The sequence below is a fragment of the Acinetobacter sp. F9 genome (assembly GCF_019195275.1).
Lineage (GTDB): Bacteria > Pseudomonadota > Gammaproteobacteria > Pseudomonadales > Moraxellaceae > Acinetobacter > Acinetobacter pseudolwoffii.
In genome coordinates, this window is sequence record NZ_CP078068.1 from 2,313,067 (window position 1) to 2,337,844 (window position 24,778).

At 44.6% G+C, this 24,778-nt stretch carries 19 protein-coding genes and 3 tRNA genes; 13 read left to right on the top strand and 9 right to left on the bottom strand.

The annotated features are described in order from the left end of the window. Nucleotides 1-235 precede the first annotated feature (235 nt). Both KT990_RS11050 and KT990_RS11055 read left to right on the top strand, forming a co-directional pair. Nucleotides 236-1,078, top strand: coding sequence for a transglutaminase-like domain-containing protein (locus KT990_RS11050; protein WP_005172908.1), 843 nt, complete (start codon nt 236-238; stop codon nt 1,076-1,078). Nucleotides 1,079-1,311: 233 nt separating this feature from the next. Next, the gene (locus KT990_RS11055) at nt 1,312-2,430 is read left to right on the top strand and encodes an HPP family protein (RefSeq protein ID WP_005095404.1); all 1,119 of its coding nucleotides are present in this window, start codon (nt 1,312-1,314) and stop codon (nt 2,428-2,430) included. A gap of 122 nt (nt 2,431-2,552) precedes the next feature. Here KT990_RS11055 and KT990_RS11060 read toward each other — a convergent pair whose 3' ends face one another. From KT990_RS11060 to KT990_RS11070, 3 genes are all read right to left on the bottom strand, one after another. Further along, nucleotides 2,553-3,965, bottom strand: coding sequence for an SLC13 family permease (locus KT990_RS11060; RefSeq protein ID WP_218208783.1), 1,413 nt, complete (start codon nt 3,963-3,965; stop codon nt 2,553-2,555). 83 nt (nt 3,966-4,048) lie between these two features. Continuing rightward, nucleotides 4,049-4,834 (bottom strand): sulfite exporter TauE/SafE family protein, encoded by a 786-nt coding sequence (locus tag KT990_RS11065; RefSeq protein ID WP_100329294.1) that lies wholly within the window; start codon nt 4,832-4,834, stop codon nt 4,049-4,051. Nucleotides 4,835-5,050: 216 nt separating this feature from the next. Next, nucleotides 5,051-5,326, bottom strand: a complete 276-nt coding sequence (locus tag KT990_RS11070) for a PspC domain-containing protein (RefSeq protein WP_005172901.1) — start codon at nt 5,324-5,326, stop codon at nt 5,051-5,053. Between the two features lie 243 nt (nt 5,327-5,569). Here KT990_RS11070 and KT990_RS11075 point away from each other — a divergent pair, with 243 nt between their 5' ends. Beyond that, nucleotides 5,570-6,262, top strand: coding sequence for a hypothetical protein (locus tag KT990_RS11075; protein WP_005172899.1), 693 nt, complete (start codon nt 5,570-5,572; stop codon nt 6,260-6,262). A gap of 191 nt (nt 6,263-6,453) precedes the next feature. Here KT990_RS11075 and KT990_RS11080 read toward each other — a convergent pair. The 5 genes from KT990_RS11080 to KT990_RS11100 form a co-directional block, all read right to left on the bottom strand. Next, nucleotides 6,454-6,529 (bottom strand) — tRNA-Lys (locus KT990_RS11080). Between the two features lie 58 nt (nt 6,530-6,587). Continuing rightward, a tRNA-Lys gene (locus KT990_RS11085) sits at nt 6,588-6,663 on the bottom strand. Between the two features lie 20 nt (nt 6,664-6,683). After that, a tRNA-Lys gene (locus tag KT990_RS11090) sits at nt 6,684-6,759 on the bottom strand. Between the two features lie 195 nt (nt 6,760-6,954). After that, nucleotides 6,955-8,796 (bottom strand): long-chain-acyl-CoA synthetase, encoded by a 1,842-nt coding sequence (locus tag KT990_RS11095; RefSeq protein ID WP_005172895.1) that lies wholly within the window; start codon nt 8,794-8,796, stop codon nt 6,955-6,957. Nucleotides 8,797-8,969: 173 nt separating this feature from the next. Then, nucleotides 8,970-12,425 (bottom strand): Rne/Rng family ribonuclease, encoded by a 3,456-nt coding sequence (locus tag KT990_RS11100; RefSeq protein ID WP_218208784.1) that lies wholly within the window; start codon nt 12,423-12,425, stop codon nt 8,970-8,972. Between the two features lie 766 nt (nt 12,426-13,191). On the opposite strand from KT990_RS11100, the gene KT990_RS11105 reads away from it, so the two are divergent. From KT990_RS11105 to KT990_RS11135, 7 genes are all read left to right on the top strand, one after another. After that, the gene (locus KT990_RS11105) at nt 13,192-14,148 is read left to right on the top strand and encodes an RluA family pseudouridine synthase (RefSeq protein ID WP_005095416.1); all 957 of its coding nucleotides are present in this window, start codon (nt 13,192-13,194) and stop codon (nt 14,146-14,148) included. 195 nt (nt 14,149-14,343) lie between these two features. Further along, nucleotides 14,344-15,012, top strand: coding sequence for an HAD-IA family hydrolase (locus tag KT990_RS11110; protein ID WP_005172889.1), 669 nt, complete (start codon nt 14,344-14,346; stop codon nt 15,010-15,012). 406 nt (nt 15,013-15,418) lie between these two features. After that, nucleotides 15,419-16,216: a 2-keto-4-pentenoate hydratase gene (locus KT990_RS11115; protein ID WP_005095421.1), complete on the top strand. Its 798-nt coding sequence runs from the start codon at nt 15,419-15,421 to the stop codon at nt 16,214-16,216. 24 nt (nt 16,217-16,240) lie between these two features. Next, nucleotides 16,241-17,134 (top strand): acetaldehyde dehydrogenase (acetylating), encoded by an 894-nt coding sequence (locus KT990_RS11120; protein ID WP_004278526.1) that lies wholly within the window; start codon nt 16,241-16,243, stop codon nt 17,132-17,134. Nucleotides 17,135-17,145: 11 nt separating this feature from the next. Then, nucleotides 17,146-18,165, top strand: coding sequence for a 4-hydroxy-2-oxovalerate aldolase (dmpG, locus tag KT990_RS11125; protein ID WP_004278525.1), 1,020 nt, complete (start codon nt 17,146-17,148; stop codon nt 18,163-18,165). A gap of 429 nt (nt 18,166-18,594) precedes the next feature. After that, on the top strand, nt 18,595-19,854 hold the full coding sequence (locus KT990_RS11130) for an OprD family outer membrane porin (RefSeq protein WP_218209385.1): 1,260 nt from the start codon (nt 18,595-18,597) through the stop codon (nt 19,852-19,854). Between the two features lie 284 nt (nt 19,855-20,138). Further along, nucleotides 20,139-20,999: an alpha/beta fold hydrolase gene (locus KT990_RS11135; protein WP_005095425.1), complete on the top strand. Its 861-nt coding sequence runs from the start codon at nt 20,139-20,141 to the stop codon at nt 20,997-20,999. Between the two features lie 379 nt (nt 21,000-21,378). Here KT990_RS11135 and hcaR read toward each other — a convergent pair whose 3' ends face one another. After that, on the bottom strand, nt 21,379-22,287 hold the full coding sequence (gene hcaR / locus KT990_RS11140) for a DNA-binding transcriptional regulator HcaR (protein WP_005172878.1): 909 nt from the start codon (nt 22,285-22,287) through the stop codon (nt 21,379-21,381). A 280-nt stretch (nt 22,288-22,567) separates the two neighbouring features. On the opposite strand from hcaR, the gene hcaE reads away from it, so the two are divergent. The 3 genes from hcaE to hcaC are packed head-to-tail and all read left to right on the top strand — an operon-like array spanning nt 22,568 to nt 24,776. Continuing rightward, nucleotides 22,568-23,935, top strand: a complete 1,368-nt coding sequence (gene hcaE, locus KT990_RS11145) for a 3-phenylpropionate/cinnamic acid dioxygenase subunit alpha (RefSeq protein ID WP_005095430.1) — start codon at nt 22,568-22,570, stop codon at nt 23,933-23,935. After that, nucleotides 23,932-24,450, top strand: coding sequence for a 3-phenylpropionate/cinnamic acid dioxygenase subunit beta (hcaF, locus tag KT990_RS11150; RefSeq protein ID WP_005095432.1), 519 nt, complete (start codon nt 23,932-23,934; stop codon nt 24,448-24,450). The genes hcaE and hcaF overlap by 4 nt, the downstream gene beginning before the upstream one ends. Next, complete coding sequence (gene hcaC / locus KT990_RS11155) at nt 24,450-24,776, top strand: 3-phenylpropionate/cinnamic acid dioxygenase ferredoxin subunit (protein ID WP_005095433.1); 327 nt, start codon at nt 24,450-24,452, stop codon at nt 24,774-24,776. Before hcaF ends, hcaC begins: the two co-directional genes overlap by 1 nt. Nucleotides 24,777-24,778 lie beyond the last annotated feature (2 nt).

The window sequence follows — 24,778 nt, forward strand, 5'->3', positions numbered from 1 at the left end:
GGAACCTTTTTTGAAAAAATCCAGAATACCTTTAAACAAGAAGAGTCATCTATGCATCTGTCGTGATTTCAGCTTTACTGGCCGATTGAGGCTAACTTAAAAATCAAGAATAAATCAGATATATGGCATCCGATTAACCGGAGCATTATAAAGCTCAACTGATCTTATACGATTAGCATCCTAAAATTAGTTTAATATTCACACAATATAATAATGCTTAAAAATAAGGAAATTCATGACCACTTATCAAATTCAATGTCATTTAAAATATAAGGTTGTCCAGACCACAGAATTTGTTTTTCTGATTCAGGCGGCACATCATTCCGATCAAACTATTCTTGAACAACAACTGACATTTAATATGCCTGTCGTATGGCGTGAATTCCAGGATTTAAATCATCAAAATCGTTATATACGTCTGCATGTCCAACCTTGTGATGTCTTTGAAGTGCATTATAACGCGACAGTTGAACGTCATCCGGTGATCAATGCAGATGCGCAGCATAATCTGAATGAAGTGCTGATTCCGGATTTGCCTGATGCGGTGCTGCCTTATTTGCTGGCCAGCCGTTATTGTAATTCGGATTTATTTGCAGAAATGGCCAATCGGTCCTTTGGCTGGATGACGCCGGGTTATGCGCGGGTCAAAGCGATTGAACAATGGATTTATAACAATATATTTTATGTTTCTGGCAGCACGGATCAGTTTAGTACTGCAACAGATGTGCTCATCCATCGGGCGGGCGTCTGTCGTGACTTTGCTCATTTAGGTATTGCGCTGTGTCGCGCTTTAGGCATTCCAGCACGCATGGTGGTCGGTTATGTCGAAATCGAAAAGTTTTTACCCGATTTTCACGCCATTTTTGAAGCTTATTTAGAGGGTGGGTGGGTACTGTTTGATCCGACCCGTTTGGCGCCTGTAGAAAATTTAATTCGGATTGGCACTGGCATCGATGCCGGAGATGTGGCATTTTCGACCTTCTATGGTGAGGTCGAGCTGATTAAAATCGAGCCGATTATTCGATCTGAATCAGATGAAAATCCGTTATCAAAGCCCACTGAAATTACTGCAAAATAACATGATTTTAAACAGTTTTATCAGCTTCATTGTAAGTCACGATGTTGTTGGAATATGCATGAAGTATAAAGCCTCAGCCCTTCAAAACCATTTTGATGATGAGCAATCATGCCGACATTTTTTTTCTAAAAAGTAGGCATACCTGCAGCATTAAAAGATATAAAACAAATATACCTTTAAGGCTGCTTGGTTCTATAATGCGGAAAATCGATAAAAAGTAAATCAGGTAGACTGTGTTTCACTCAAACCTAGACTGGCTCAATACCTTAAAACCAAACTTCAAAGTCCTTCCGCTCAAAGACCGTCTGTTATGCGGCATCGGTGCCCTGATCGGCTTGGCCGTATCCTCATTGCTGAGTTTGTGGATTCTGGGTGATTTTAAGGCCTGGTATATTGCACCGATGGGGGCGTCTTCGGTGTTGCTGTTTGCAGTGCCGGCCAGTCCTCTGGCACAGCCCTGGAATATTATGGTGGGGAATACCATTGCGGCTGTGGTCGGCGTAACCTGCGCATTATTCATGGCCAATCCGACTGAAGCTTTTAGTGTCGCCGTCGCTCTGTCGATTATGCTGATGATGACCACAGATTCCTTGCATCCCCCGAGTGGTGCGGTCGCGATTACTGCGGTCTTGGGCGGAAATGCGGTACATGATCTGGGCTATGCCTTTGTGTTTTATCCGGTGCTCTTAAATTCACTGCTGCTGATGATCATCGCCATTGTATTTAACCGCATGATTGGCAAGAGCTATCCGCAGCAGGCGCAACTGAATACCCGTTCTAAAGATCCAACCCCGACCCAGAAAGTTACCATTCAGCCGCAGGATATTCAGGACGTGCTAGACCAGCAAACAGAATTGCTGGATATCAGTGAATATGACCTGCAAAAGATTATTCTGGAAGCACAGGATATTGCCAATGCGCGGGCGGTGCATGAATTTACTTGTCAGGATATTATGACCAAAGATGTGGTCACGCTGCATGAAAATGACAATATTCATCATGCGCTGGACAAGTTTAAACAGATGAACCTGATGAGCCTGCCCGTGGTCAATGCAGAAGAAAAACTGGTCGGCACTTTGGCCATGTATGACGTGGTGGAATGGTTTAAGCGTGCTTCGGATATTCGCAGCAGTTGGGAAGATCAGGTCAGGCATATTATGAGCTTAAAAGTCGTCACGGTGCAGCCGACCCAGCCGATTCAGGATCTGGTGCCTTATTTTGTTGAACGTTCTTTTAATTATATTCCGGTGGTCAGTCAACAACAGCTGGTGGGAATTATCAGTCGTGCCGATATCATTGCTGCACTGAATCAGGAACTCAATCAACTTAAGATCAAAAGCAGAACTGAATAAGATGATTTTAGAGAAATTATCTGAGTTTAATGCATCTGCTTTGAGCAAGGATTTTGCTTAAAAAGCAGCGATACTTGCCAATAAAAAAGCACGCCAAAACGTGCTTTTTTATTGGACTTGGTTTAGAGGAAGAACCAGTAAATAAACAGTGAAATAATAAAGATACACATAATATTCAGTACAAAACCGACTTTCATCATTTCGCTTTGCTGGATATGACCGGTTCCAAAAACAATCGCATTGGGCGGGGTAGCTACCGGCAGCATAAAGGCACATGAGGCACCAATACCAATGACAATCACCAGAATTTCTTTGGGCATGCCCATCTGATCCGCAATTGCGGCAAATACTGGTACCAGCAGGGCAGCCGAAGCGGTATTACTGGTAAATTCAGTCAGGAAGATAATAAAAGTGGCGACTACAAAAATAATCATCAGCGGGGAGGCATCACCAAAGGCATTGGCCAGAGTTTGCCCCAGTACCAGCGAACTGCCTGAATCCTTCAGAATGGCACTCAAGGTCAGACCACCACCAAATAGGTACAAGACCCCCCAGTCGGTATTTTCTGCAATCTGTTTCCAGCTTGCGGTACCTAGAATTACCACCATACAGGCAGCCGAAATTGCAATCCAGGTATCCGGCTGAGAAATACCAAAAATTTCGGTGAATTTTTTACTGAAAATCCAGGCAATTGCAGTACAGAGAAAGAGGATCATGGTGGCTATACGGGTGCCGGTCCAGGGAATATCTTCGGTCACAAATTGTACTTTGTGATTTAGTTTTGGACGTAGTACCAGATATAAACTGACTAGCATGGCGGGGAGAATAATGAACATCATCGGCAAGCCGATTTTCATCCAGTCGGCAAAATCATAGCCGAGTGCCTTGGCGGCAATGGCATTCGGAGGGGAACCGACCATGGTGCCCAGCCCGCCAATACTGGCCGAATAGGCAATGCCGAGCAGGATAAAGACAAAAGTTTTACGATCCTTGCTGACATCCAGATGTGAAAGCAAGCCTAAGGCCAAAGGCAGCATCATGGCAGCAGTGGCCGTATTGGAAATCCACATGGACAGCAGCCCCGTCACCACAAAAATCGCCAGTACAGAAATACCCAAATGCCCACCAGACATGGAGATAATCCACATGGCAATTTTCCGGTCCAGCTTCTGGATATGCAATGCCGTTGCCAGCGCAAAACCACCAAAAAACAGGAAAATGACAGGATCGGCAAAAGTGGCCAAAGCGGCTTGTGTGGTGATGGGAACCAGTCCCCCGTCAGAGGCCATTGGCATGGCGAGTAACACCGCCATCACTGGAACTAAAAGTGCGGTAATGGTGATATGAATCGCTTCAGTCAGCCAGAGAATACCGATAAAAGCCAGCAGAGCCAGACCCTTATTGGCATTCTGGTCATAGGGCAGATAAAGATAGAGGCTATAGGCCACAATAGCTGCAACAACAATAAGGATCCAGCCTTTGAGCAGCCCTTTAGGCATCGCATTGGTTGGGGTGGCTAGATTGGTCTGAGTCATATGCTCTCCTTGCAAGGTTTTTATTTACGTCATTTTTTTATATCAGCTTTGAATTTGTAATTTTGCTTTGTTTAAAAAATACCCTATTTAAAGATACTATAACCAGATTGTTGCAATAATCCAGCACTTTGCCAGAGGGCATACAGGCCCAAGCCAAAAAGTAAAGCCAGGACAATCCATTTGAAGTGCTGCTGAGATAAACGATGGCGTATTTTGCCTCCGATCCAGACACCAGCAAGGGCGAATAAGCTGATCCCGATCAGAATATGCTGTTGATGGGTTTCCAGTGTGATCAGAATTGGAAATAGTAAAATCAGCTGGATCAGTTTACCGGCAATAAAATTGAGATTACTGATAATAACAATATCTATCTTTGAGAGCTGGCAACTCATCAGATACATCATCAGAAAAGGTGCCATAGCATTGGTCGCACCTCCAATAATGCCGGCCAGTAAACCAAAACAGAGCATGCTGGAAATATGCGGACTAACTTGTAAGGGTCGTGCCCGTAACTGGTCCAAGACATAAAATACAATTACCAGACCCAATAACAGTTTTAAATAAGCCTCATTTAGCCAAAGTAACAGCTTGACCCCGAGTACACTGCCGATCAGGCTACTAAGCATTAATGGCCAATAGCGTTTTATATAATAGCCAATACTATTCAACAGACTATGTGCAGGATCGGCATTCAGCATGATCAGATTCAGCAGCAAACAGGGCAGAATGACAAGGGTAACCGCGATGCTAAGCGGATATGCGCTGGACAGAACAGCCGTACTCATCATGGGAAAGCCAAAGCCGCTTAAACCATGCAGCAGGGCTGCTACGGCACAGAGCCACAGCATCATCCATTCTGCCTGAGTCATCTGACATCCATTTCAAACATTAGAATATTGAATTTATCGCTAATTGAGCTAAAAGATAAAGTAAAAAGCTGTCATACAGCATAGAAATAACAAAAATATAGGCAAAAAAAAGCCACGATAATCTAGGGGAATTATCGTGGCATCAAAATCTCACCCCATTAGACTGGGTGAAGGAGGAAGCACTTCAATACATCTTGCTATAAATTAGGATGCAGATTAATAGCGTTTATCCTGATTGACGGTGCGCACAGGATTTTGATAGTCCTGAACTTGCTGAACCTTGTCCTGTTCAATGCTGTACTGCTTTTTTGGCATGATTAACCACAGAACCAGATAGACCAGAATACCCGGAAATGCAGCACTCATGACCGAAATCACCACAAAGATAAGGCGTAATAAATTTGCGTTCCAACCAAAACGTTCAGCAATACCACCCATCACACCTGCAATCATGTTTGAGCGGTTAGAGCGATATAAACCAACATTGGCCATTAAAATCTCCTGATTAAAAATAGGGTTGAATCCTAAAACAGATCCATACTTCAAAAATGGAGTTGGATCAAATTTTTTAAAGTGCTGATTGCAAATAAATTCGTTAAGTAATGTTAATAAAGATTAAATCCAGCTCTAAGAGCCACTAACATAGTGAAAATTCTATTGAACTCTTGTGTAAAGTTCATTGGCTTGCAATGTGCTCTGTACGTGCTGTGTTTCCTAATTTAGGTATGCTTTAAAATGAAATTGGATGTATCAAGTTGTACATTAAGCAGTTTTTTTAAATTCGGCCTAATGTTGGGGGGGATGGGCATACTACAGGCTTGTGATCGCCATCAAGTCAAGCCTGAGCAGGAGCTTCAGGCAGAATCAGGACAGGAGGGGGTGAAAATTTCCGCTGCGAATGCACAGCCTGATGTCGTGCCGGTGAGTGCAAAATCTTTAACTCAGGTAGCAGGGCAAGCTACCCTTCGGGCAGAAACCGAGTCAAATCTGGCCGTCGTACCAGATTATGCCAAAGATTTTATCGGCCGCTATTATACCGAGATCGACTGTGATGGTAACTTTGCGCCCTGCAATGAGGGTAAGGCAGAATTTATTTTGACCTTAATGCCGGATGGTACGGTGCATCGCAGCATTTTGCAGTATGGCAAAGTGTTTATTGATAATGCCAAAAGTAGCACTGCCAGCAATATCACCTATCGCAAAGACCGTTGGTTTATCAATCCGGAGCGTACCGAGGTGGTGGTGAGTCGTAAAGAAGGGGCGAGCTTTTATTATACGATTAAGGATTCGAACCATCTGGTGATGAATCTGGACAAAATCTATAGTGAAAAGGAAAGAATCAATCGTGAATTATTTGATCGCGGCTATCCTGCACCCTCTAAAGCTTATGAACTGGTAAAAGACACCACATTTGATATTAGAAAATAATGCGATAAGAAACGGCGCTGCTCTTTTTTTTAGAATTGGATTAAAGAAAACTATTTATAACTGTTTAAAAATCAAAACAAGTTTTGAAGACAAATCAGCCTAAAATCCAAGCGTGAACATATAATAGCAGCTGATAGAAAGCAAATCAAAATAGTGTAAGGGATGTTTCAGAAAACATTCTAAGCAAAGAATGGTGGGCCGTCCGCGACTCGAACGCGGGACCAATGGATTAAAAGTCCACTGCTCTACCAACTGAGCTAACGGCCCATTCTGGGTAATCAAAATGAATTTGATTGAGATTTCTAAAACTGATGTTTTAGAATGATGGTGGGCCGTCCGCGACTCGAACGCGGGACCAATGGATTAAAAGTCCACTGCTCTACCAACTGAGCTAACGGCCCATCAAGGGATATCAAAGAAATGGTGGGCCGTCCGCGACTCGAACGCGGGACCAATGGATTAAAAGTCCACTGCTCTACCAACTGAGCTAACGGCCCTGAACCGGCATTCAAACTAGGTTTGAATGTATAGTGCAAGTCAAGCGAAATAGCTTAAAGCACCACTTTGTTTGATGGAGCGTATTGTAGCAAGATCTCATTTCAGCGCAAGCAAAAAATAACAAAGTTGCCCATGTTTGATTATAAATAGAACAATTGTGCTTTATCTAAACAAAAAATAGGCAACTTCAGTACTTAGAAGCGATATTGGTAGGCCTGAATGTTGGCAAAAATCTCTGCTGTGAGCTCAGAATAGGCCGTTGCACCTGGTAAGAGAACCAACAGGCGTTCATCGGTTTTATTCGGATCAAATGCTTGCTCTTTCAACCTGTTTTTCTGGTATTTAAAGGTGCCTGTCGTTTCGACTTGCTGCTGGATACGTAAAAACACCGGAACGGCATAAGCAGGCAAGCACTGTTTAAAGGTGCTGACCATCTGTTGCAGGTCTTCTTGATCCAGTTGCATGTCTGGTTTTAAGGTCAGCGCTGCCATCCCGGCACGACCATTGGTATTGGGGATTTCCACGCCATACACCACCGCTTCAACGATTTTGTCATACTCGGTCAGCATGTTTTCAACTTCAGTCGTGGAAACATTTTCACCTTTCCAGCGGAAAGTATCACCTAAGCGGTCGACAAACTGGGCATGACGAAAGCCGATATTACGTACCAGATCGCCCGTATTGAAATAAGCATCACCTTTGCCAAATACATCCTGCATGATCACGGACTTGTTTTTTTCCGGGTCGGTATAACCATCAAAGGGTGAGCGACGGGTAATTTTACCAATCAGTAAACCTGTTTCACCTTTTTTCACCCGTTTGCAGTGACCCTTGTTATCCCGAACCGGTTCATTTTTATCTTTATCAAAGGCAATAATGGCATAGGGTGTCGGGGAGAAACCGACGGTATTGTCAAAATTGAAAATATTGCTAAAACCGACATTGCCTTCACTGGACGCATACAATTCCAGCACTTCCTGAATCCCAAAACGGGATTTGAACTTGTCCCAGATATTCGGGCGCATGCCATTTCCAATCATTCGGGTGACCCGATGGTCTTTTTCCAGTTCAGAGGGAGGGGCATCCATCAGATAGCGGCACAACTCACCGACATAGCCAATCGCAGAGGCATCAAATTTCTTTACATCTTTCCAGAAGGAGGAGGTCGAGAATTTACGTCGAATCGCAAGCGTTCCTGCACCTGCAATCACGCCACACCAGCACACCACCATGCCTGTGGCATGATAAAGCGGCAGGGTGCAGTACATCACATCATCTTTCTTCAGGTTTAGCACATGGCCATAGGTGCCATAAGCCAGCGTCCAGCGCCCGTTGGTAAAGATGACTGCCTTAGGCAGGCCGGTGGTGCCCGACGTATAAATGTAGAACAGCCCATCTTTGCCTTGCACCGAATGGGTGGTCGGTGGATTGAATTTCGGGGAGAGATCGATTTTTTCAGCCAGATTGATAAAGCCCGCAGGCGCCTGACCCGGATCGGCTTGAGTATTTTGATCGGCAAACCAATGCAGGCGATCACTGCTAATATTGAGGTCATCACGAATCTCGTTGACCGCGTTCCGGCACTCTTCACCGACAATCACCGCAATTGGTTTGACCAGGTTGATACTGTGGGTCAGCACCTTACCCACTTGCGAGGTATTGACCAGTGCCGTGGTGACACCAAGTTTGGCCAGACCGAGCACGCTGGCAATGAGTTCAGGGCGGTTCTCGACCATCAGCGCCACGACATCACCTTTCTTGGCACCCAAGGAAAGATAAAAATGTGCAATCTGGTTGGCCCAGGCATTAAGAGCGGTATAACTATAGCTTTGATCTTCAAAACGCAAAGCGATACCTTCCGGATTACGCTGTGAAGCTTTTTCAAAAGCCAGACCCAGACCGGCCGGTGTATTCGGAGTACGTAAATAGGCCTGTCTTAGCCCAGTCAGCAAATTAGGCACTTTGATTAAGAAGGCCGGGATTTTGGCAGCGACATCTGCAATACCAATAAGATCGTGCGGTTTCATTTGGGTCATGAGAATCCTATTTGTTTTTCGTATCCGATAGGTTTAATTTATATACAGCAGACAAGCTATCCATCTTTTAACGTTAAAAAGCTAGTGCAATCTACCTATTTTGACCAAATCTAGCAAAAAAAACCTAGTCATCGAAATGACTAGGTTTTTTTATGTGACTGCAATTGGGCAAATTATGACTCAGTTGCAGTATTGGCTTTTTTCGGTGGACGGCCACGTGGACGACGCGGGCGAGCAGCTTGCTTCTCGGCTTTTTCCGCTTCGCTGGCTTCAGCTTCCTCTACGGTCGCTTCTGCCACATCTTTGCTTTTTGCCACAGGCGCTTCTGTTTCAGCACTTGCTTCAGCTGGAGCCGCTTCTTCGACCTGAACTTCAGCTGGTGCTGCGGTTTCAGTTGCTGGTTCCGTCGGCTGAGTATTTTCCGTCGTTTCAACCACTGCTTCCGATGCTACAGGTGCTTCAGTTACAGCTGCTTCAACAGGTTCAGCTGGTGCTTCTACTGCTACAGGTTCTGGCACAGTTTCAACCGCCGGCGCGGCTTCTACTTTTGCCTGCTGTTTGGCTTGTTGCAAAGCCTGTTCCGCAGCCTGTTTGGCCAAACGGCGACGCTCACGTGGATCGTTGGCAACACGCTTGTCTGAGACCGGTTTTGGTGGGTTCAGGTCCAGGACTGGAGCAGGCTCTGCTTCAACCTTGGCTACCGTTACTTCAACATCACGGGTGACCGGTTTTTTCTCTGCAGCAGCAGGTGCTGCGGCAGCCACCAGACTCGCGTTGTACTCTTTCGTGAACTTTTCTAAAGCACGGTTGAAGGTTGGTAATAAACCAAACTGTTCAATCAGCACTGAGCAGTCTTCACCATAGACATGACGAATCAGGCTACCAATGGTGAACTGGCCCAAAGTTGGCACTTGTGACGGTGTTAACTGCTGAGCTGCAGGTTGTTGCGACTGTGCTGCACGCTGCTGGCGACGACGCTGACGCGGATCGTTGCTGGCCCGTGTTTTTTCAGACGTTGCTTCAGTCGCTACAATTTCTTCCACAGGAGCTGTCAAGGTGGCTTCAACCACATTTTCAGCTGCAGCCGCTTCAACTGGCGCATCTGCCGGTGCAGTGACTTCAACTGCTGGCGTTGCAACTGTAGCATTGTCATTCAATGCCACGATTTCGCTTTTTGCCTGGTCAATATTTACGACCATTGCTGTTGGCATCACATCCGTACGGGGTGCATCGACCAATTCAACACGAAGCTGCTTGTCATTGACGGCCGGCGCTTCAACAACTGCAGGAGCTGCCTGAGGCGCTTGTTCGTTCAGAACACTTGGATCGCGGTGGCGATTTGGGCGTTCCGGACGTTGCTGGTTGCGGCGGTCACGGCGCGGCATTGCCTGTTGTGGCTGTTGTTCATTGTTCTGAACATCATTTTGCTGCGCTGGCTCGTTGTGATGCTGACGGCGAGAATGACGCTTGTTTTCACGTGCTTCATGGCGTTGTTCTTGACGAGACACCTGAACCACTTCTTCATGCACTTGATGTTGCTGAGGTGCAGGAGCTTCAGACTGAACCTGCTCGCGCGGTTCTTTGTGCTTCGGGTTCGGGTTGCGCGGTTTCTTGTTGTGACGTGGTGCCCTTTCTTCACGCTCTGCCGGTTTTTCTGCCGCATCACGTTCCTGTTTTTGTGCAACAGTCGATGGTGCCAGGTAAGCATTATTGTTGCTTGATACAGCAGCAGGTTGTGCTACGTGCTGTGGCGCTGGCTGTGCAACCGGTGCAGCCACCTGACCGAACTGGCCACGACTTACCGCACCGCCATTGATCATTTGTTCAATCGCTGCTGCAGCATTATTGGCAGTACGTGATGGATCAACAGTCGCTGCCTGTTTTTGTACAAACAGGTTTTCTAACCATGCACATGGGCTGCTTGAAGCTACTGGAGCTGCTGCCTGTACAGGTGTTTGCTGTGCCACTTGCGGTTGAGCCGGCTGGTTTTGTGGATTGCGGCGTTTATTGTTATTACGGCCGTTGTTTTGTTGCGGCTGTGAAGGCGCTGGTGCTGCGTGTTGCGCATGCTGCTCTTCTTCTAGATGCCATTCAGAAGACTCATAGCCCAATTCTTTTTCACTTGAACGGGTCGCTTCGGTACGTTCATAGCTGGTTGGGGCAAAGCCTTCGGCATTATAGGTAATTTCATAATGCGGTGTTTCTAGATGCGGATGCGGCAATACTGTCACACGTACATTCGAGGTCTGTTCCAGATATACCAAGGTATGACGCTTTTCATTCAACATGAATGCAGCAATTTCGACCGGAACTTCGACCTGAACTTCACCTTGACGTTCACGCAGCGCAATCTCTTCCACTTTACGCATGATTGAAAGTGAAAGTGAACGCAAGTCACGTACCATGCCAGTACCATGACAGCGTGGGCAGACATAGCCAGTCGCTTCTTCAAGAGAAGGACGTAGACGCTGACGGCTCATTTCCATCAGGCCAAAACGTGACAATTGACCGAATTGAATACGGGCACGGTCACTCTGGGTCGCTTCACGAAGTTTCGCTTCCACCATACGCTGGTTGCGATCTTTGGTCATGTCGATAAAGTCGATCACCACTAGGCCGCCGATATCGCGTAAACGGAGTTGACGCGCAATTTCTTCTGCAGCTTCAATATTGGTGTTCAGCGCAGTATCTTCAACATCGCTACCGCGGGTCGATTTTGCTGAGTTGATGTCAATCGACACCAAAGCTTCAGTTTGATCGATGACGATCGAACCGCCAGAAGGCAGTTTTACTTCACGTTCATAGGCAGTCTGAATCTGGCTTTCAATCGCGAAATGAGCAAATAAAGGCTCATTTAAGGTATAGGTTTTCAGTTTGTCGAGTTGACGTGGCATCACTGCTTTTACGAAGTTATAAGCTTCGTTATAGGCTTGCTCAGAGTCAATTAGAATTTCCGCAACATCATCACGCAGGTAGTCACGAATGGCACGTGTCACCACACCCGCTTCCTGATGCACCAACATTGGAGATGGGCCAGAACTTGCTGTTTTCTGGATTTGTGCCCAAAGGTCAAGCAGATGTTGCAGATCAAGTTGCAGCTCTTCTTGTGAACGGCCGATGCCGGCAGTACGCACAATCACGCTCATGCCACGTGGTACGTTAAGCGTCGCCAGCATTTCTTTCAGTTCTTCACGCACAGCACCAGAAATTTGACGGCTGATACCACCACCTTTCGGGTTGTTTGGCATTAAAACCAGGTAACGGCCAGCAAGTGAAATAAACGTAGACAGGGCAGCGCCTTTATTGCCACGCTCTTCTTTTTCCACCTGAACCAAAAGCTCGGTACCTTCCGTAATCAGTTCACGGATATTTGAGGTCTGGCGAGGGTCGGCTTTGTAATATGAGTTTGCAATTTCACGCATCGACAGGAAGCCTTGACGACCTGCACCATATTCGACGAATACAGCTTCTAAAGAAGGCTCAACGCGAGTCACGTGACCTTTATAGATATTGGATTTTTTTTGTTCACGGGTACGATTCTCTAAATCAAAATCGTAAAGACGCTGACCAGTGACAAGTGCAACGCGAATTTCTTCGGCATGTGTTGCATTAATCAACATACGTTTCATGGGTGTAACACCTTATAGTGATACACAGCAAAAAATCGCTATACACGTAGCGAACATCACACATCACGGATCAATGGCTCAAATCTGCAATGAATTTCATTGTGGTCTGAGTCTTTTCTTACCGGCTTCTACTTGTATAGATAGGCTTCGGTTTTGATTCACGTATTGATGATGGCAATACGGCTTCAATCTTTAAACGGATTAAAGTCACCTGAACGCTTCACTGGCGGACGAGCGGTGCATTGGATGTATGTAACTTTCACTGTCACATTGCTCGAAGATCATCCCTTCTTTATAGAAAGTGTCTTGATACGGAATTGTCGTCGTATCTTTACAAACTGTGCAGATCCAATGCATCGACGCTGTAGCCTGAAGTCGTCTTCAGGGTGCGACTAATCTGATGTGTATCAGTTTACGTTTAAAAACCAACGAAAGTTGGCGACATATTTTTTAAGACAAACTGATTTATGTACCTGAGGTACAATTAAACGCAACAGTTTGCTTTGTTTGCCGATATAATAAGCCTTCGGCGTCGGCATAATTCTTTGGGGACCTTCCCGTATCATGTGAGTCTTTAATTGAACAATCAAGTTCAGAAAAATCTGAAATGATTCAACTTTTACCCACAAACGATGGTTTCCGTGCGCTGACTATATCAAACCTTGCATCATCTGCCTATGGGCTAAGCTTATGTTTCTTGTGTAAAGCATAACCTAAGTGATCAGTTTTTAATCAATTTTAGTATTTTTTGGGTCATAGTAACTGTATGAATTCTACGCAACAATGGCAAAACGTCACTTGGTTTGAAGTGGATGAACATCAAGATGGACAACGCATCGATAATTTCCTGTTTAGTCGTTTGAAAGGTGTGCCAAAAAGCCGTATCTATCGCCTGATTCGTGAAGGCCAGGTGCGCGTCAATAAAAAACGCATCAAGGCGGAAACCAAACTGGCGATTGCTGATCAGATTCGTGTTGCACCGATCCGTTATGAGCAAAAAGATGAATCTGCTGCGCCCATTTCTGACAAGGTTGCCAATGGTTTGTTGGCCCGCGTGATCTATGAAGATGAAGGTCTGATGGTGGTGAATAAACCTTCGGGCATCGCGGTACATGGCGGTAGTGGTGTCGCATATGGTCTGATCGAAGGCTTACGTGCAGCGACTGGGAAAAAATATCTGGAACTGATTCATCGTATTGACCGTGACACGTCTGGTCTGGTGATGATCTCGAAAAAACGTAGCGTACTGAAAAGCTTACAGGACATGCTGCGTGAACATAAAATTAAAAAAACCTATGCTGCTGTGGTCAAAGGTAACGTAGCACTTGACCGTCAGTTGATTGATGCGCCTTTACATCGCTATGAGCTGGCCAATGGCGAGCGTCGTGTCTGTGTATCGCCGAAAGAAGGTAAAGAGTCGAAGACGCAGTGGAATGTGCAGGAACGCTTTATGCATGCCACACTGGTCTATGCCTCTCCACTTTCGGGTCGTACCCATCAGATTCGTGTACATGGTCTCAGTATTGGTCATCCGCTGGTGGGCGATGAAAAATATGGTCATGAAACTGGTTATAACGGGCCGAAACCGCGCCGCTTGTGTCTGCATGCCATGCGTCTGGAGATTCCGGGTTATGCCATGATTGAAGCACCTTTGCCGGAAGATATGCAGAGTCTGGTGGCGCAGTTAAGAGCACAGAAAGCGGATAAGCCGACGGCTCAGTAAAGACTTATTTTTTTCTTTTAATAAATTCAATCCACCCTAACCCTCCTTTGAAAAAGGAGGGAATTCCCCTCTTTCTTAAAGAGGGGCTAGGGGAGATTTTAGGCATTAAACCTCTCTCTAGCCCTCTTCTACAAGGAGAGGGCTAGAGAGAGGTGGTAAAGCTACCTAACCTTGAATCAAATCTAGGAAATCTTTATGAACTCATCTGTAAAACTGGTCATTTTTGATTGGGATGGCACTTTATTTGATTCGGTCAGTCAAATCGTGGCGAGTTTGCAGTTTGCAGCACAACAGTTTCAACAGCCCTTAAGCGATGAAGACGCGAAAAGCATTATTGGCTTAGGTTTGCCTGAAGTGGCACAGCGTTTATTTCCGAATGTGCCTGAATTGCATGCCAATATTTTACAAAGTTATTCCGAACACTATGTGGCAAACTCTTCCGGAGATTCCTGGTTTGAAGGGGTGGCGCATATGCTTGCGGATTTGCAGCAACACGGCGTGAAATTGGCTGTGGCGACGGGTAAAAGCCGTAAAGGTCTGGATCGTGTCTTGAAGCAGACCAACAGTGAGCAGCTGTTTGTGACCACGCGTGCTGCCAGTGAAACCCGTTCCAAACCAGATCCACTCATGTTAGAAGAAATACTGGCAGAAACAGGTGTGCAGGCCAAACATGCGCTTATGGTCGGTGACACTTCTTATGATCTGGAAATGGCACAAAATATGGCCATGCCAAGTGTCGGTGTCAGCTATGGCGTGCATGAACCTGAGCTTTTGGCGCAATTCAATCCGGTCTGTATCGTGGATGATGTGACCGCTTTACATGCGGCATTGTTGGCTAAAGTCCAATGGAAACAAGTGATTTAATCTATTATCTTGGTTACAGTAAAAAATGGTATTTCCCCGGTTTAAAACTGCCGGGGAGCGCTACAGATTTAAGCATTTGCTCTTATCTTTTAGTCTAAAGTCACAATTATGTTGATTTTATTCGGTCGGATTAGCAGAGTTTTTCTGCTAAATAATGATGTATTTTAAATACTAAGATTTTGTTTTGTCTTGGTTTTTATGGATTTTCTTTATAGATAATAGCTATAGCAAAAAATAAAATAACTATTGGCATAAAAGCCGTATTTTTCCCATTCTAAAACTGTTTATTCCTATGCTCGCTCTGAGAAAGGTAATCCTGACGGATTATCGGCCTGATCATGTCCATATTTTCTGTCCATCTTAGATCTCAGCATAAGCCTAATTTTTGCAGTTTAAGGAAACATTGATGTCGAATTCTGCTGTTGTTGAATCAGTTGCACAAGCCCTTCGTAGCGCTGAATTATCACAAACTGCGATCGCGCCGATTCGCCCAGAACTGGGTGGTGAAAGTGCTGACGTAGATATTGCCTATGCCGTTCAAGAAGTGAATACCGAGCGCGCTTTGTCTGAAGGTCGCCGTCTGGTCGGCCGTAAAATTGGTTTAACCTCTAAAGTGGTTCAAGCGCAACTCGGCGTAGATCAGCCTGACTTCGGTATGTTGTTTGCTGACATGGCCTATGGCGATGGTGAAGTAATTCCTGCAGGTCTGCTGATTCAACCTAAGGTTGAAGCGGAAATCGCATTGGTGATTAACCAGGATTTGACCAAAGAAAAACATACCTATGCTGACATCATCAGCGCGACTGAGTATGCCCTGCCTGCAGTTGAAGTGGTCGATAGCCGGATCGAAAACTGGAAAATCAGTTTAATTGATACAGTTGCAGATAATGCATCTTCCGCAGCATTCGTTTTAGGTTCTCAACCTGTAAAACTTGAAAACCTTGATCTGGTGAACTGCAAAATGGTCATGACCCGTGGTGACGAAGTTGTGTCTCAAGGTGTGGGTAAAGCATGTCTGGCCAATCCACTCAATGCTGCAGTTTGGCTGGCAGATGAAATGGTACGCCGTGGTCGTCCATTACTTGCAGGCGACATTATCTTAACAGGTGCCTTAGGGCCTATGGTTGTGGCTCAACCAGGCGATGAATTCAAAGTTGAAATTGAAGGCTTCGGTTCTGTTACAGCTGCATTTGCTGCTGAATAATCGAGATTCCAAGAGAGTACATTCATGAAAAAGATTAAATGTGCAATGATCGGTCCAGGTAATATTGGTACGGATTTGCTTTACAAGTTACAACGCAGCGAATGGTTAGAGCCAGTGTGGATGGTGGGGATTGACCCGACCTCTGAAGGTCTGGCACGTGCTGCAAAAATGGGTTTAAAAACCACCGCTGAAGGTGTGGATGGTCTTCTGCCTCACGTGATTGCAGATGATATTAAAATTGCATTCGATGCAACGTCTGCTTATGTACATGCTGAAAACAGCCGCAAGCTCAATGAACTTGGCGTACTGATGATTGACTTAACGCCTGCTGCGATCGGTCCATTCTGTGTACCACCGGTCAACCTTGAAGCATTGCTTGCGGGTGGCGAAGTACCAAACGTAAACATGGTCACCTGTGGTGGTCAGGCAACGATTCCGATGGTTGCTGCAGTTTCTCGCGTTCAACCGGTTGAATATGGTGAGATCATTGCAACGGTATCGACTAAATCAGTAGGTCCAGGTACACGTAAAAACATTGATGAATTTACCCGTACCACTGCCGGTGCCATTGAGAAAGTGGGCGGCGCGAAACAGGGTAAAGCGATTATCATCATCAACCCGGCTGAGCCACCACTGATGATGCGTGACACGGTTCACTGTCTGGTAGAAGGTGAACCGGATCAAGCAGCGATCACTGAATCTGTACACGCAATGATTAAAGAAGTTCAAAAATATGTACCGGGTTACAAGCTTGTCAATGGTCCAGTTTTTGATGGCAACCGCGTGTCAATTTACTTAGAAGTTGAAGGGCTTGGTGATTTCCTGCCGAAATATGCGGGTAACCTTGACATCATGACTGCTGCTGCAGCACGTACTGCAGAGATGTTTGCAGAACACGTATTCAATAAAGACGCTTAAGGAGCAACCACATGTCTAAGATTATTGTTCATGATATGACTTTGCGTGATGGTATGCACCCACAGCGCCATCAAACCACTGTTGAGCAAATGATTGCGATTTCAACAGCACTTGATGATGCAGGCGTACCTTTAATTGAAGTCACGCACGGTGACGGCCTTGGCGGTTCATCCGTCAACTACGGTTTTGCTGCTGCGACTGACGAAGAATATTTAACAGCTGTTGTACCACGTATGAAGAATGCAAAAATTTCTGCATTACTTCTACCTGGTATCGGTACGGTTGACCATTTAAAAATGGCGCATGAAATTGGTGTTTCTACTATTCGTGTTGCAACGCACTGTACAGAAGCGGATTGCTCAGAACAGCACATCACTGCTGCGCGTAAGTTAGACATGGACACAGTGGGCTTCCTAATGCTTGCTCACATGGCGACTCCTGAAAAACTGCTTGAAGAAGCAAACAAGATGGTGTCTTACGGTGCAAACTGTATCTATGTCACTGACTCAGCAGGCTATATGCTTCCTCAAGATGTCATCGATCGTGTTGGTCATTTACGTCAACACTTGGACCCAAGCATTGAGCTCGGTTTCCACGGTCACCATAACTTGGGTATGGGTGTATCGAATACGGTTGCTGCGGTACAAGCCGGTGCAGTACGTGTTGACTTGGCATCTGCAGGTTTGGGTGCGGGTGCGGGTAATACACCACTTGAGTTGTTCATTGCGGTTGCAAACCGTATGGGCATGGACACTGGCGTTGACTTGTTCAAAGTACAAGACGTTGCTGAAGATCTGGTCATTCCAATGATGCACAACCCGATCCGTGCCGATCGTGATGCAGCAACTTTGGGTTATGCGGGTGTGTATTCTTCATTCCTGCTGTTTGCTAAACGCGCTGAAGCAAAATATGGCGTTTCTGCACGTGAAATCCTGATGGAGCTTGGTCGTCGTGGTACGGTCGGTGGTCAGGAAGACATGATTGAAGATTTAGCATTAACCATGTCTAAAGCGCGTGAGTTACAAGCTTAACTTTTAATCGCTCAGTATTAAAATAAGTTTGATAAAAAAGCATCCAAATTGGGTGCTTTTTTATTTTAAATGAGACTGATTAATATATTAAAACTCTGGGGTGAGATGTTTTAGTGATAATATTGTAGGGCGATTATTTTGGCTTTATATTTTCCTTAAACATAAAAACGATAAATAAAAAATGGCTGCTGAAAGATTTTAAAAAATTTACTCTTATTAATAGAAGAAACAAAAGTTTGAATTAAATATCTGGTCAATTTTTTATTTTAATTAATCGTTTTAAAATCTAAGCGATTGGTTGCTTGAGGAGAGGTCTGAAATATCGGCCGATGAAAGCAGAAAATCTTAATACTGTGGTCGGATTTTTTATTTAAATCGACTTGCGCATGATGGCGACATAGATTTTATCTGTTAAATGGGGAACTCATGATGCGTCGTCAAAACTTATGGATAGCAATGTTTGCTGCGATAGCAACTTTAGGAACAACTGCAGCGAATGCAGATTTTATTGACGACAGTAATGTGCAATTAAAATTTAAAAATTTCTATTTAGATCGCCAGTATCAAGATGATGCTTCATCACGTAACTGGGGTTCTTGGTCACAAGGGGTGACTCTGGATGCCAAGTCGGGTTATCACGATATTGGCGGTGGGATAAAGGTCGGTGCTGATGTGCTAGTTCAACATGCAGTTAAACTCAAAGGTCGTGATAAGAATCCGGACTGGGTTTTACCGCATGATGGCAAGCAATCAAAAGACCATTTCGGTAAAGTCGGCGCAACCTTAAAAGCCAAGGTTTCAGAAACCGAATTAAAAGTTGGTGAATTACTCCCAGTGTCGCCAGTTTTAGTGTTTGATCCATCGCGTCAGTTGTTAACAACTTATAGCGGTGCATGGTTAGAGTCGAAAGAGCTTAAAGATACTAAGCTTACACTGGCTTATATTGACAGGATTAACAACCGTTATGACAACCAGTTCCGTGATTTAACCAAATTTAATCCACCACAATTTGATAATGGTGCAGAAGCGGATGGGATGTGGATTGCCGGTATAGATCACCAGCTGACAAAAGAGTTGGGTGCAAGTTATTGGTATGCCGATGTTCAAGACATTTACCAGCAGCATTATCTGGGTGTGAATTACAAAATCGGGTTAGGTGAAAAAACCAAATTAGATAGTCATGTGCGTTATTTCAATAACTCCGAATCTGGCGATAAATTATATGGTGAGATCGACAACCAGGCATTATCGGTAGCTGCAAAAATCAATCATGGTGCACATACGGTAGGCGTGGGTTATCAGCAAATGTTTGGTGACAGTGCATTCCCGACATTGGGAGGCTGGGTGCCACAGCCTTATTTGGCGAACTGGGGAGTCTCAACTTTCACAGCGCCGGAAGAAAAGTCATGGCATGTGTCTTATGGTTATGACTTTTCTGAAGTCGGCTTGAAGGGACTAAATGCAACAGCGATTTATTTCAAAGGCTATGATCAGCAAGGTACCGGAGTATATCAAAGTCAAAACTTCAATACGGATGAAGTGAATGCAATCGTCAATTACACTGTGCCAGAAGGTAAATTAAAAGGTTTAGGCGTACAGGGCATGTATATTGATGTGAATTTTGCAAATCCAGCAAAACCAGACCTTCAGGAATACCGTGTAGCAACCACTTATACCTATAAATTCTAATTCTGCTGCCTTGATCAAGAGCGCTATCCGGTGTAGCGCTGTTTTTCTATCTGCACATAAACTAAATCCTGAAAATAAATAAGGGTTTTGATATTAAAATAACCATATAAAACATAAACTTAAATTATATATATTTTGTAGTGTGCAATCGTAATTTTGTATCAGTTGACCCGTCTTGAGCGGTTAAGATAAGGATGTAAAAAAGTCATTTTAATGAGTCAACTTGACGTCGAATTCTTGAAAAGAGAGGGACACGCAAGCGAAAGACTGTAAGAGGAAGTAATATGAGCACTGTTCAAATCCCTGACTATCAAACAGATCCGTTCTTTGGTTTGGAAGACAAATGGATTGAAACTGCTGAAGGTGAGTTGACCCATTACCACGAAATTGGTGAAGGTACACCTATTCTATTTTTACACGGTTCAGGCACAGGTGTATCTGCTGCGGCAAACTGGTGGTTAAACCTGCCACAAATTGGTGAGCAAGCACGTTGTATCGCGATTGATACCATTGGTTATGGCCAAACTGTGGTTGCGCCAAACACTGAATATGGTATTCGTGCCTGGGTAGACCATGCGATCCGTACGCTAGATGCTTTGGGTATCGAAAAAACCTGGTTAGTGGGTAACTCTTTAGGTGGCTGGTTGGCATTCCAGTTGGCACTGGATTATCCAGAGCGCGTTTTGGGTATCGTGTCTATGGGGACAGGCGGTGCGAAACAAACTGCTGCACTCAAAGCGCATGCAAACCCGGTGTTGACTGAAGAAGGCATCAAGAAAACCTTGTCAATGTTTGTGGTAAATAAAGACTTGATCACGGATGAACTGGTTAAAGTTCGCTTTGCTTCTGCTGCAAATGACTATGCATCAAATCGTTTGATGGATGTAGTTGGCGCACGTGACCGTGACCGTTTCGAATTCCCGCTTGATTTCGAAAAAATGAAAGATATTACTGTGCCAGTGTTATTGATTCATGGTACGCAAGACGTGGTCATTCCAGTATCACGTACTTGGGACATCCTGAATGTGGTTCCAAATGCTGATGCGCACATCTTCAGCCAATGTGGTCACTGGTCTCAAGTTGAGAAAGCAGACGAATTCAATACTGTGATCAAAAACTATCTTGCTGTTCACGGCGTAAAATAATTTTACCGTGTTTTAAAAAGGGATGGCTTCGGTCATCCTTTTTTTGTGGGCAAAATATTGAACAGAATGTATTTAAGTGCATATGATTCTCATTTGTATAGGTTGATGTAAAAATCTAATTATTTTTAGCAAGTTATTAAATTTAAGCCGAGAAAAAACTGACTTAACTTTTATTAGACTTAAGTTGTAAATGAAGGGAGTTTAGGGTGAAAAACAGGCAGTATTAGCCTAGATCAGGCGACCAATTAAGGAGCTACAGATTGATCCTTTATCAAAAAATAGAATTTAAAATAAATTTTTTAGCAAAAAATGATAAAACAAAAAAGCACATGCTACTCAAAAGTTGAATGGCATATGCTTGATCGGGGATGGAGCGGGATTAGTCCTGTTCGTCGCGGTTAATGTCCAGATAAAACACCCGAGTTAATAGCTCAAGGAATTTGGTTACCGCATAGGATTTGTTGTTTTTGTGGTAACTGACATACAGATCCAGATATGGCAGTTCCACGTCCAGAGGGCGAATTACGGTATTGTCCATGGTCAGCGGTACAATATAGCCCGGTAATATGGTGCAGCCCAAGCCAATACCAATCGAGTTGATATTGAACAGGATATTATCCGCTTTCTGTACGATGTTGAGCTCAACGTTATTGGCTTTGGCAAAGTCCAGAATGGCATGATGCAAAGTATGTGACTGCTCTGCTGATGGAATAATAAAATCAATACCATTCAATGCTTTAACTGGAATTCTCTCGTATTTTGCCAGAGGGTGATCTTTAGGTAATATAAAAATCAAAGGTTCGCGAATTACAAACTGGCTTTCAATTTCATCACTATTGAAGTTATGACGGGTAAAAGTCAGATCCAGATCGCCTTTTTTTAACAGACGCATTTGTTCATTATTGTTCAGGCTGAGCAATTCAATTTTTAAATCCGGATTTTGCACACGCAGATTTGGCAAGATATACGGGAAGATTTTCATCTCGGCCACCGGAACAAAACCAATCCGTAGCATTTGCTGCTTGGCTTGTGACACCTGACGTGCCATGGCAACGGCCTTGTCTGCTTGTGCCAAGGTCAGGCGCGCCTGTTCCAGAAATACGGCACCTTCTTCGGTCAGCTCCACTTTACGTTTGGTCCGGTTGAGTAGCTTGACGCCGACATCTTCTTCCAGGTCTTTGATTTGCTGGCTAAGTGAGGGTTGAGCCGTATAAAGTTTAAGTGCTGCCTTACTAAAGTTCAGTTCTTCAGCAACGGTGATAAAGTAGCGAAGGTGTCGTAATTCCATGTCATCAGCCCGAAGAGTAATCCAAAAAATGTCTTACTATAATTTCATAGAAGTATAATCTATAAACAACTATGTCGTGAAGGTTATTTTGATATTTAGAAAGTAAATACTCTTGAGATATTTATTAATGTTTTAATATCAGAACAAGCACGTGGAATAATTGCTTAAAGCTATTAATTGAAACAAAAAAAATATTTCCCCAAAATCAATCCAAAATCCATTATCCATTCGAATTGAGTCTATTTACTTTGTGCCTTGATGGGTCACAGGAGAGCTTTTCATGAGTGGAAAAATTGATGTGCGTGAAATCGACGCTTTAGTCGATGCACAAAATGGGCGTATCACTCCATCTATCTATACAGATCCAGATATTTACGAATTAGAACTTGAACGCGTTTTTGGCCGTACTTGGTTGTTCCTTTGTCATGAAAGCCAGATTCCAAAGGCGGGTGACTTCTTCAATACCTATATGGGTGAAGATCCGATCATCGTGGCACGTCAAAAAGATGGCTCAATCAAAGCATTCTTAAACCAGTGCCGTCACCGTTCTATGCGTGTGAGTTTCGCAGACTGTGGTAATACCCGTGCATTCACTTGCCCATACCACGGCTGGTCTTATGGCATTGACGGTTCTTTAAAAGACATTCCGCTTGAAGAACGTGCTTACCCACAAGGTGCATGTAAAGAGCAATGGGGCTTGGTCGAAGTGAATCGTGTCAAGTCTTACAAAGGCCTGGTATTTGCTTGTTGGGATGAAACCACACCTGATCTTGAAGAATACATGGGCGATATCGCCTGGTATCTAGATGGTGTACTTGACCGTCGTCCAGGTGGTACAGAAATTATCGGTGGTGTACACAAATGGGAAATCGAGTGTAACTGGAAATTTGCAGCGGAACAGTTTGCATCTGACCAGTATCATGCCTTGTTCTCTCATGCATCTGCGATCCAAGTCCTTGGCGCAAAACCAGATGATGAAGCATCGAAAAAACTTGGTGCTGCACAAACGGCTCGTCCAGTCTGGGAAACGGCTAAAGATGCACTTCAGTACGGTTCACGTGGTCACGGTTCAGGCTTCTTCTTTACAGAAAAACCAGATGCAAACGTATGGGTCGACGGTGAAGTAGCCAACTACTTCCGCGAAACTTATGAAGAAGTAAAAGAGCGTTTAGGTGAAGTCCGTGCCCTGCGTCTTGCAGGTCATAACACCATGTTCCCGACCTTGTCTTGGTTGAACGGTACGGCAACGCTTCGTGTATGGCACCCACGTGGTCCAAACAAAACTGAAGTATGGGCATTCTGTATTGCGGATGCTGAAGCATCGCAAGAAGTCAAAGAAGCATTTGAACGTTCTGCAACGCGTGCTTTCGGTCCTGCTGGTTTCCTAGAGCAAGATGACTCTGAAAACTGGATCGAAATCCAAAAAGTTTTACGTGGTTATAAAGCCCGTCAAAACAAACTCATTATGGAAATGGGTAAAGGCAACGAGAAAATCCGTGAAGACGGTATTCCGGGGATCACCAACTATATTTTCTCTGAAACTGCAGCACGTGGCATGTACCGCCGCTGGGCAGATTTATTGATCCATGAAAAATGGGAAGACGTTGAAGCAGCAGCTGACGCATACGAGAAGGAGCTTATGAAATGAGTCAAGTGAGTTTAGAACTTCATCATCAAATCAGTCAGTTCTTGTATCGCGAAGCAAAATTGCTGGACGACTGGAAATTCCGCGATTGGTTGGATACCTTGGCTGAAGATATTTCTTATACGCTACGTACCACACCAAACGCGCAAACCCGTGACCGTCGCCGTTCAGTTGAGCCACCGACGACTTGGGTATTCAACGATACCAAAGACCTTTTAGAGCGTCGTGTCGCACGTCTTGAAACTGGTATGGCTTGGGCTGAAGAGCCTCCATCACGTACCACTCACATGGTGAGCAACGTGATCGTAGAGCCAGCTGAAGTTGAAGGCGAATACGACGTATATGTAACCTATTTGCTATATCGTACGCAAAAAGAGAAAGACATTGTCATTTACTGCGGTAAACGCCATGACAAGATCCGTAAAGTTGAAGGCGGCCTCGGCTTCCAGATCTTCAACCGTAAGATCATGCTGGATCAAGCGACCTATAGCTCACATAACCTGAGTGTATTCTTCTAATGAATAAGATTTTTGTTTGCCAAGTTGACGAATTAGACGAAGGCGAAGCGCTAAAAGTAGATTGCGGCGTGAATGGTATTGATGCATTGGCAGTATTCAATAACGGTGGTGAGTTCTTCGCAATGAACGACCGCTGTTCACACGGCAATGCGTCTATGTCTGAAGGTTATCTGGAAGACGACGGTACAGTGGAATGTCCACTTCATGCTGCACGTTTCTGTTTGAAAACAGGTGAGGCACTTTGCTTGCCAGCAACTGATCCAATTCAAACATTCCCAGTAGTGGTTGAAGACGGCGCATTATATGTAGAGATGGCAGGAGAGTAATC

Coding starts and splice junctions, on each gene's coding strand:
- KT990_RS11135 (WP_005095425.1), top strand. CDS start 20,139: ATGAGCACTGTTCAAATCCCTGACTATCAAACAGATCCGTTCTTTGGT.
- KT990_RS11070 (WP_005172901.1), bottom strand. CDS start 5,326: ATGGCCAATGTTGGTTTATATCGCTCTAACCGCTCAAACATGATTGCA.
- KT990_RS11120 (WP_004278526.1), top strand. CDS start 16,241: ATGAAAAAGATTAAATGTGCAATGATCGGTCCAGGTAATATTGGTACG.
- KT990_RS11105 (WP_005095416.1), top strand. CDS start 13,192: ATGAATTCTACGCAACAATGGCAAAACGTCACTTGGTTTGAAGTGGAT.
- KT990_RS11115 (WP_005095421.1), top strand. CDS start 15,419: ATGTCGAATTCTGCTGTTGTTGAATCAGTTGCACAAGCCCTTCGTAGC.
- KT990_RS11060 (WP_218208783.1), bottom strand. CDS start 3,965: ATGACTCAGACCAATCTAGCCACCCCAACCAATGCGATGCCTAAAGGG.
- KT990_RS11110 (WP_005172889.1), top strand. CDS start 14,344: ATGAACTCATCTGTAAAACTGGTCATTTTTGATTGGGATGGCACTTTA.
- KT990_RS11075 (WP_005172899.1), top strand. CDS start 5,570: ATGAAATTGGATGTATCAAGTTGTACATTAAGCAGTTTTTTTAAATTC.
- KT990_RS11065 (WP_100329294.1), bottom strand. CDS start 4,834: ATGACTCAGGCAGAATGGATGATGCTGTGGCTCTGTGCCGTAGCAGCC.
- hcaR (WP_005172878.1), bottom strand. CDS start 22,287: ATGGAATTACGACACCTTCGCTACTTTATCACCGTTGCTGAAGAACTG.
- KT990_RS11050 (WP_005172908.1), top strand. CDS start 236: ATGACCACTTATCAAATTCAATGTCATTTAAAATATAAGGTTGTCCAG.
- KT990_RS11095 (WP_005172895.1), bottom strand. CDS start 8,796: ATGACCCAAATGAAACCGCACGATCTTATTGGTATTGCAGATGTCGCT.
- dmpG (WP_004278525.1), top strand. CDS start 17,146: ATGTCTAAGATTATTGTTCATGATATGACTTTGCGTGATGGTATGCAC.
- KT990_RS11100 (WP_218208784.1), bottom strand. CDS start 12,425: ATGAAACGTATGTTGATTAATGCAACACATGCCGAAGAAATTCGCGTT.
- hcaE (WP_005095430.1), top strand. CDS start 22,568: ATGAGTGGAAAAATTGATGTGCGTGAAATCGACGCTTTAGTCGATGCA.
- hcaF (WP_005095432.1), top strand. CDS start 23,932: ATGAGTCAAGTGAGTTTAGAACTTCATCATCAAATCAGTCAGTTCTTG.
- KT990_RS11130 (WP_218209385.1), top strand. CDS start 18,595: ATGCGTCGTCAAAACTTATGGATAGCAATGTTTGCTGCGATAGCAACT.
- hcaC (WP_005095433.1), top strand. CDS start 24,450: ATGAATAAGATTTTTGTTTGCCAAGTTGACGAATTAGACGAAGGCGAA.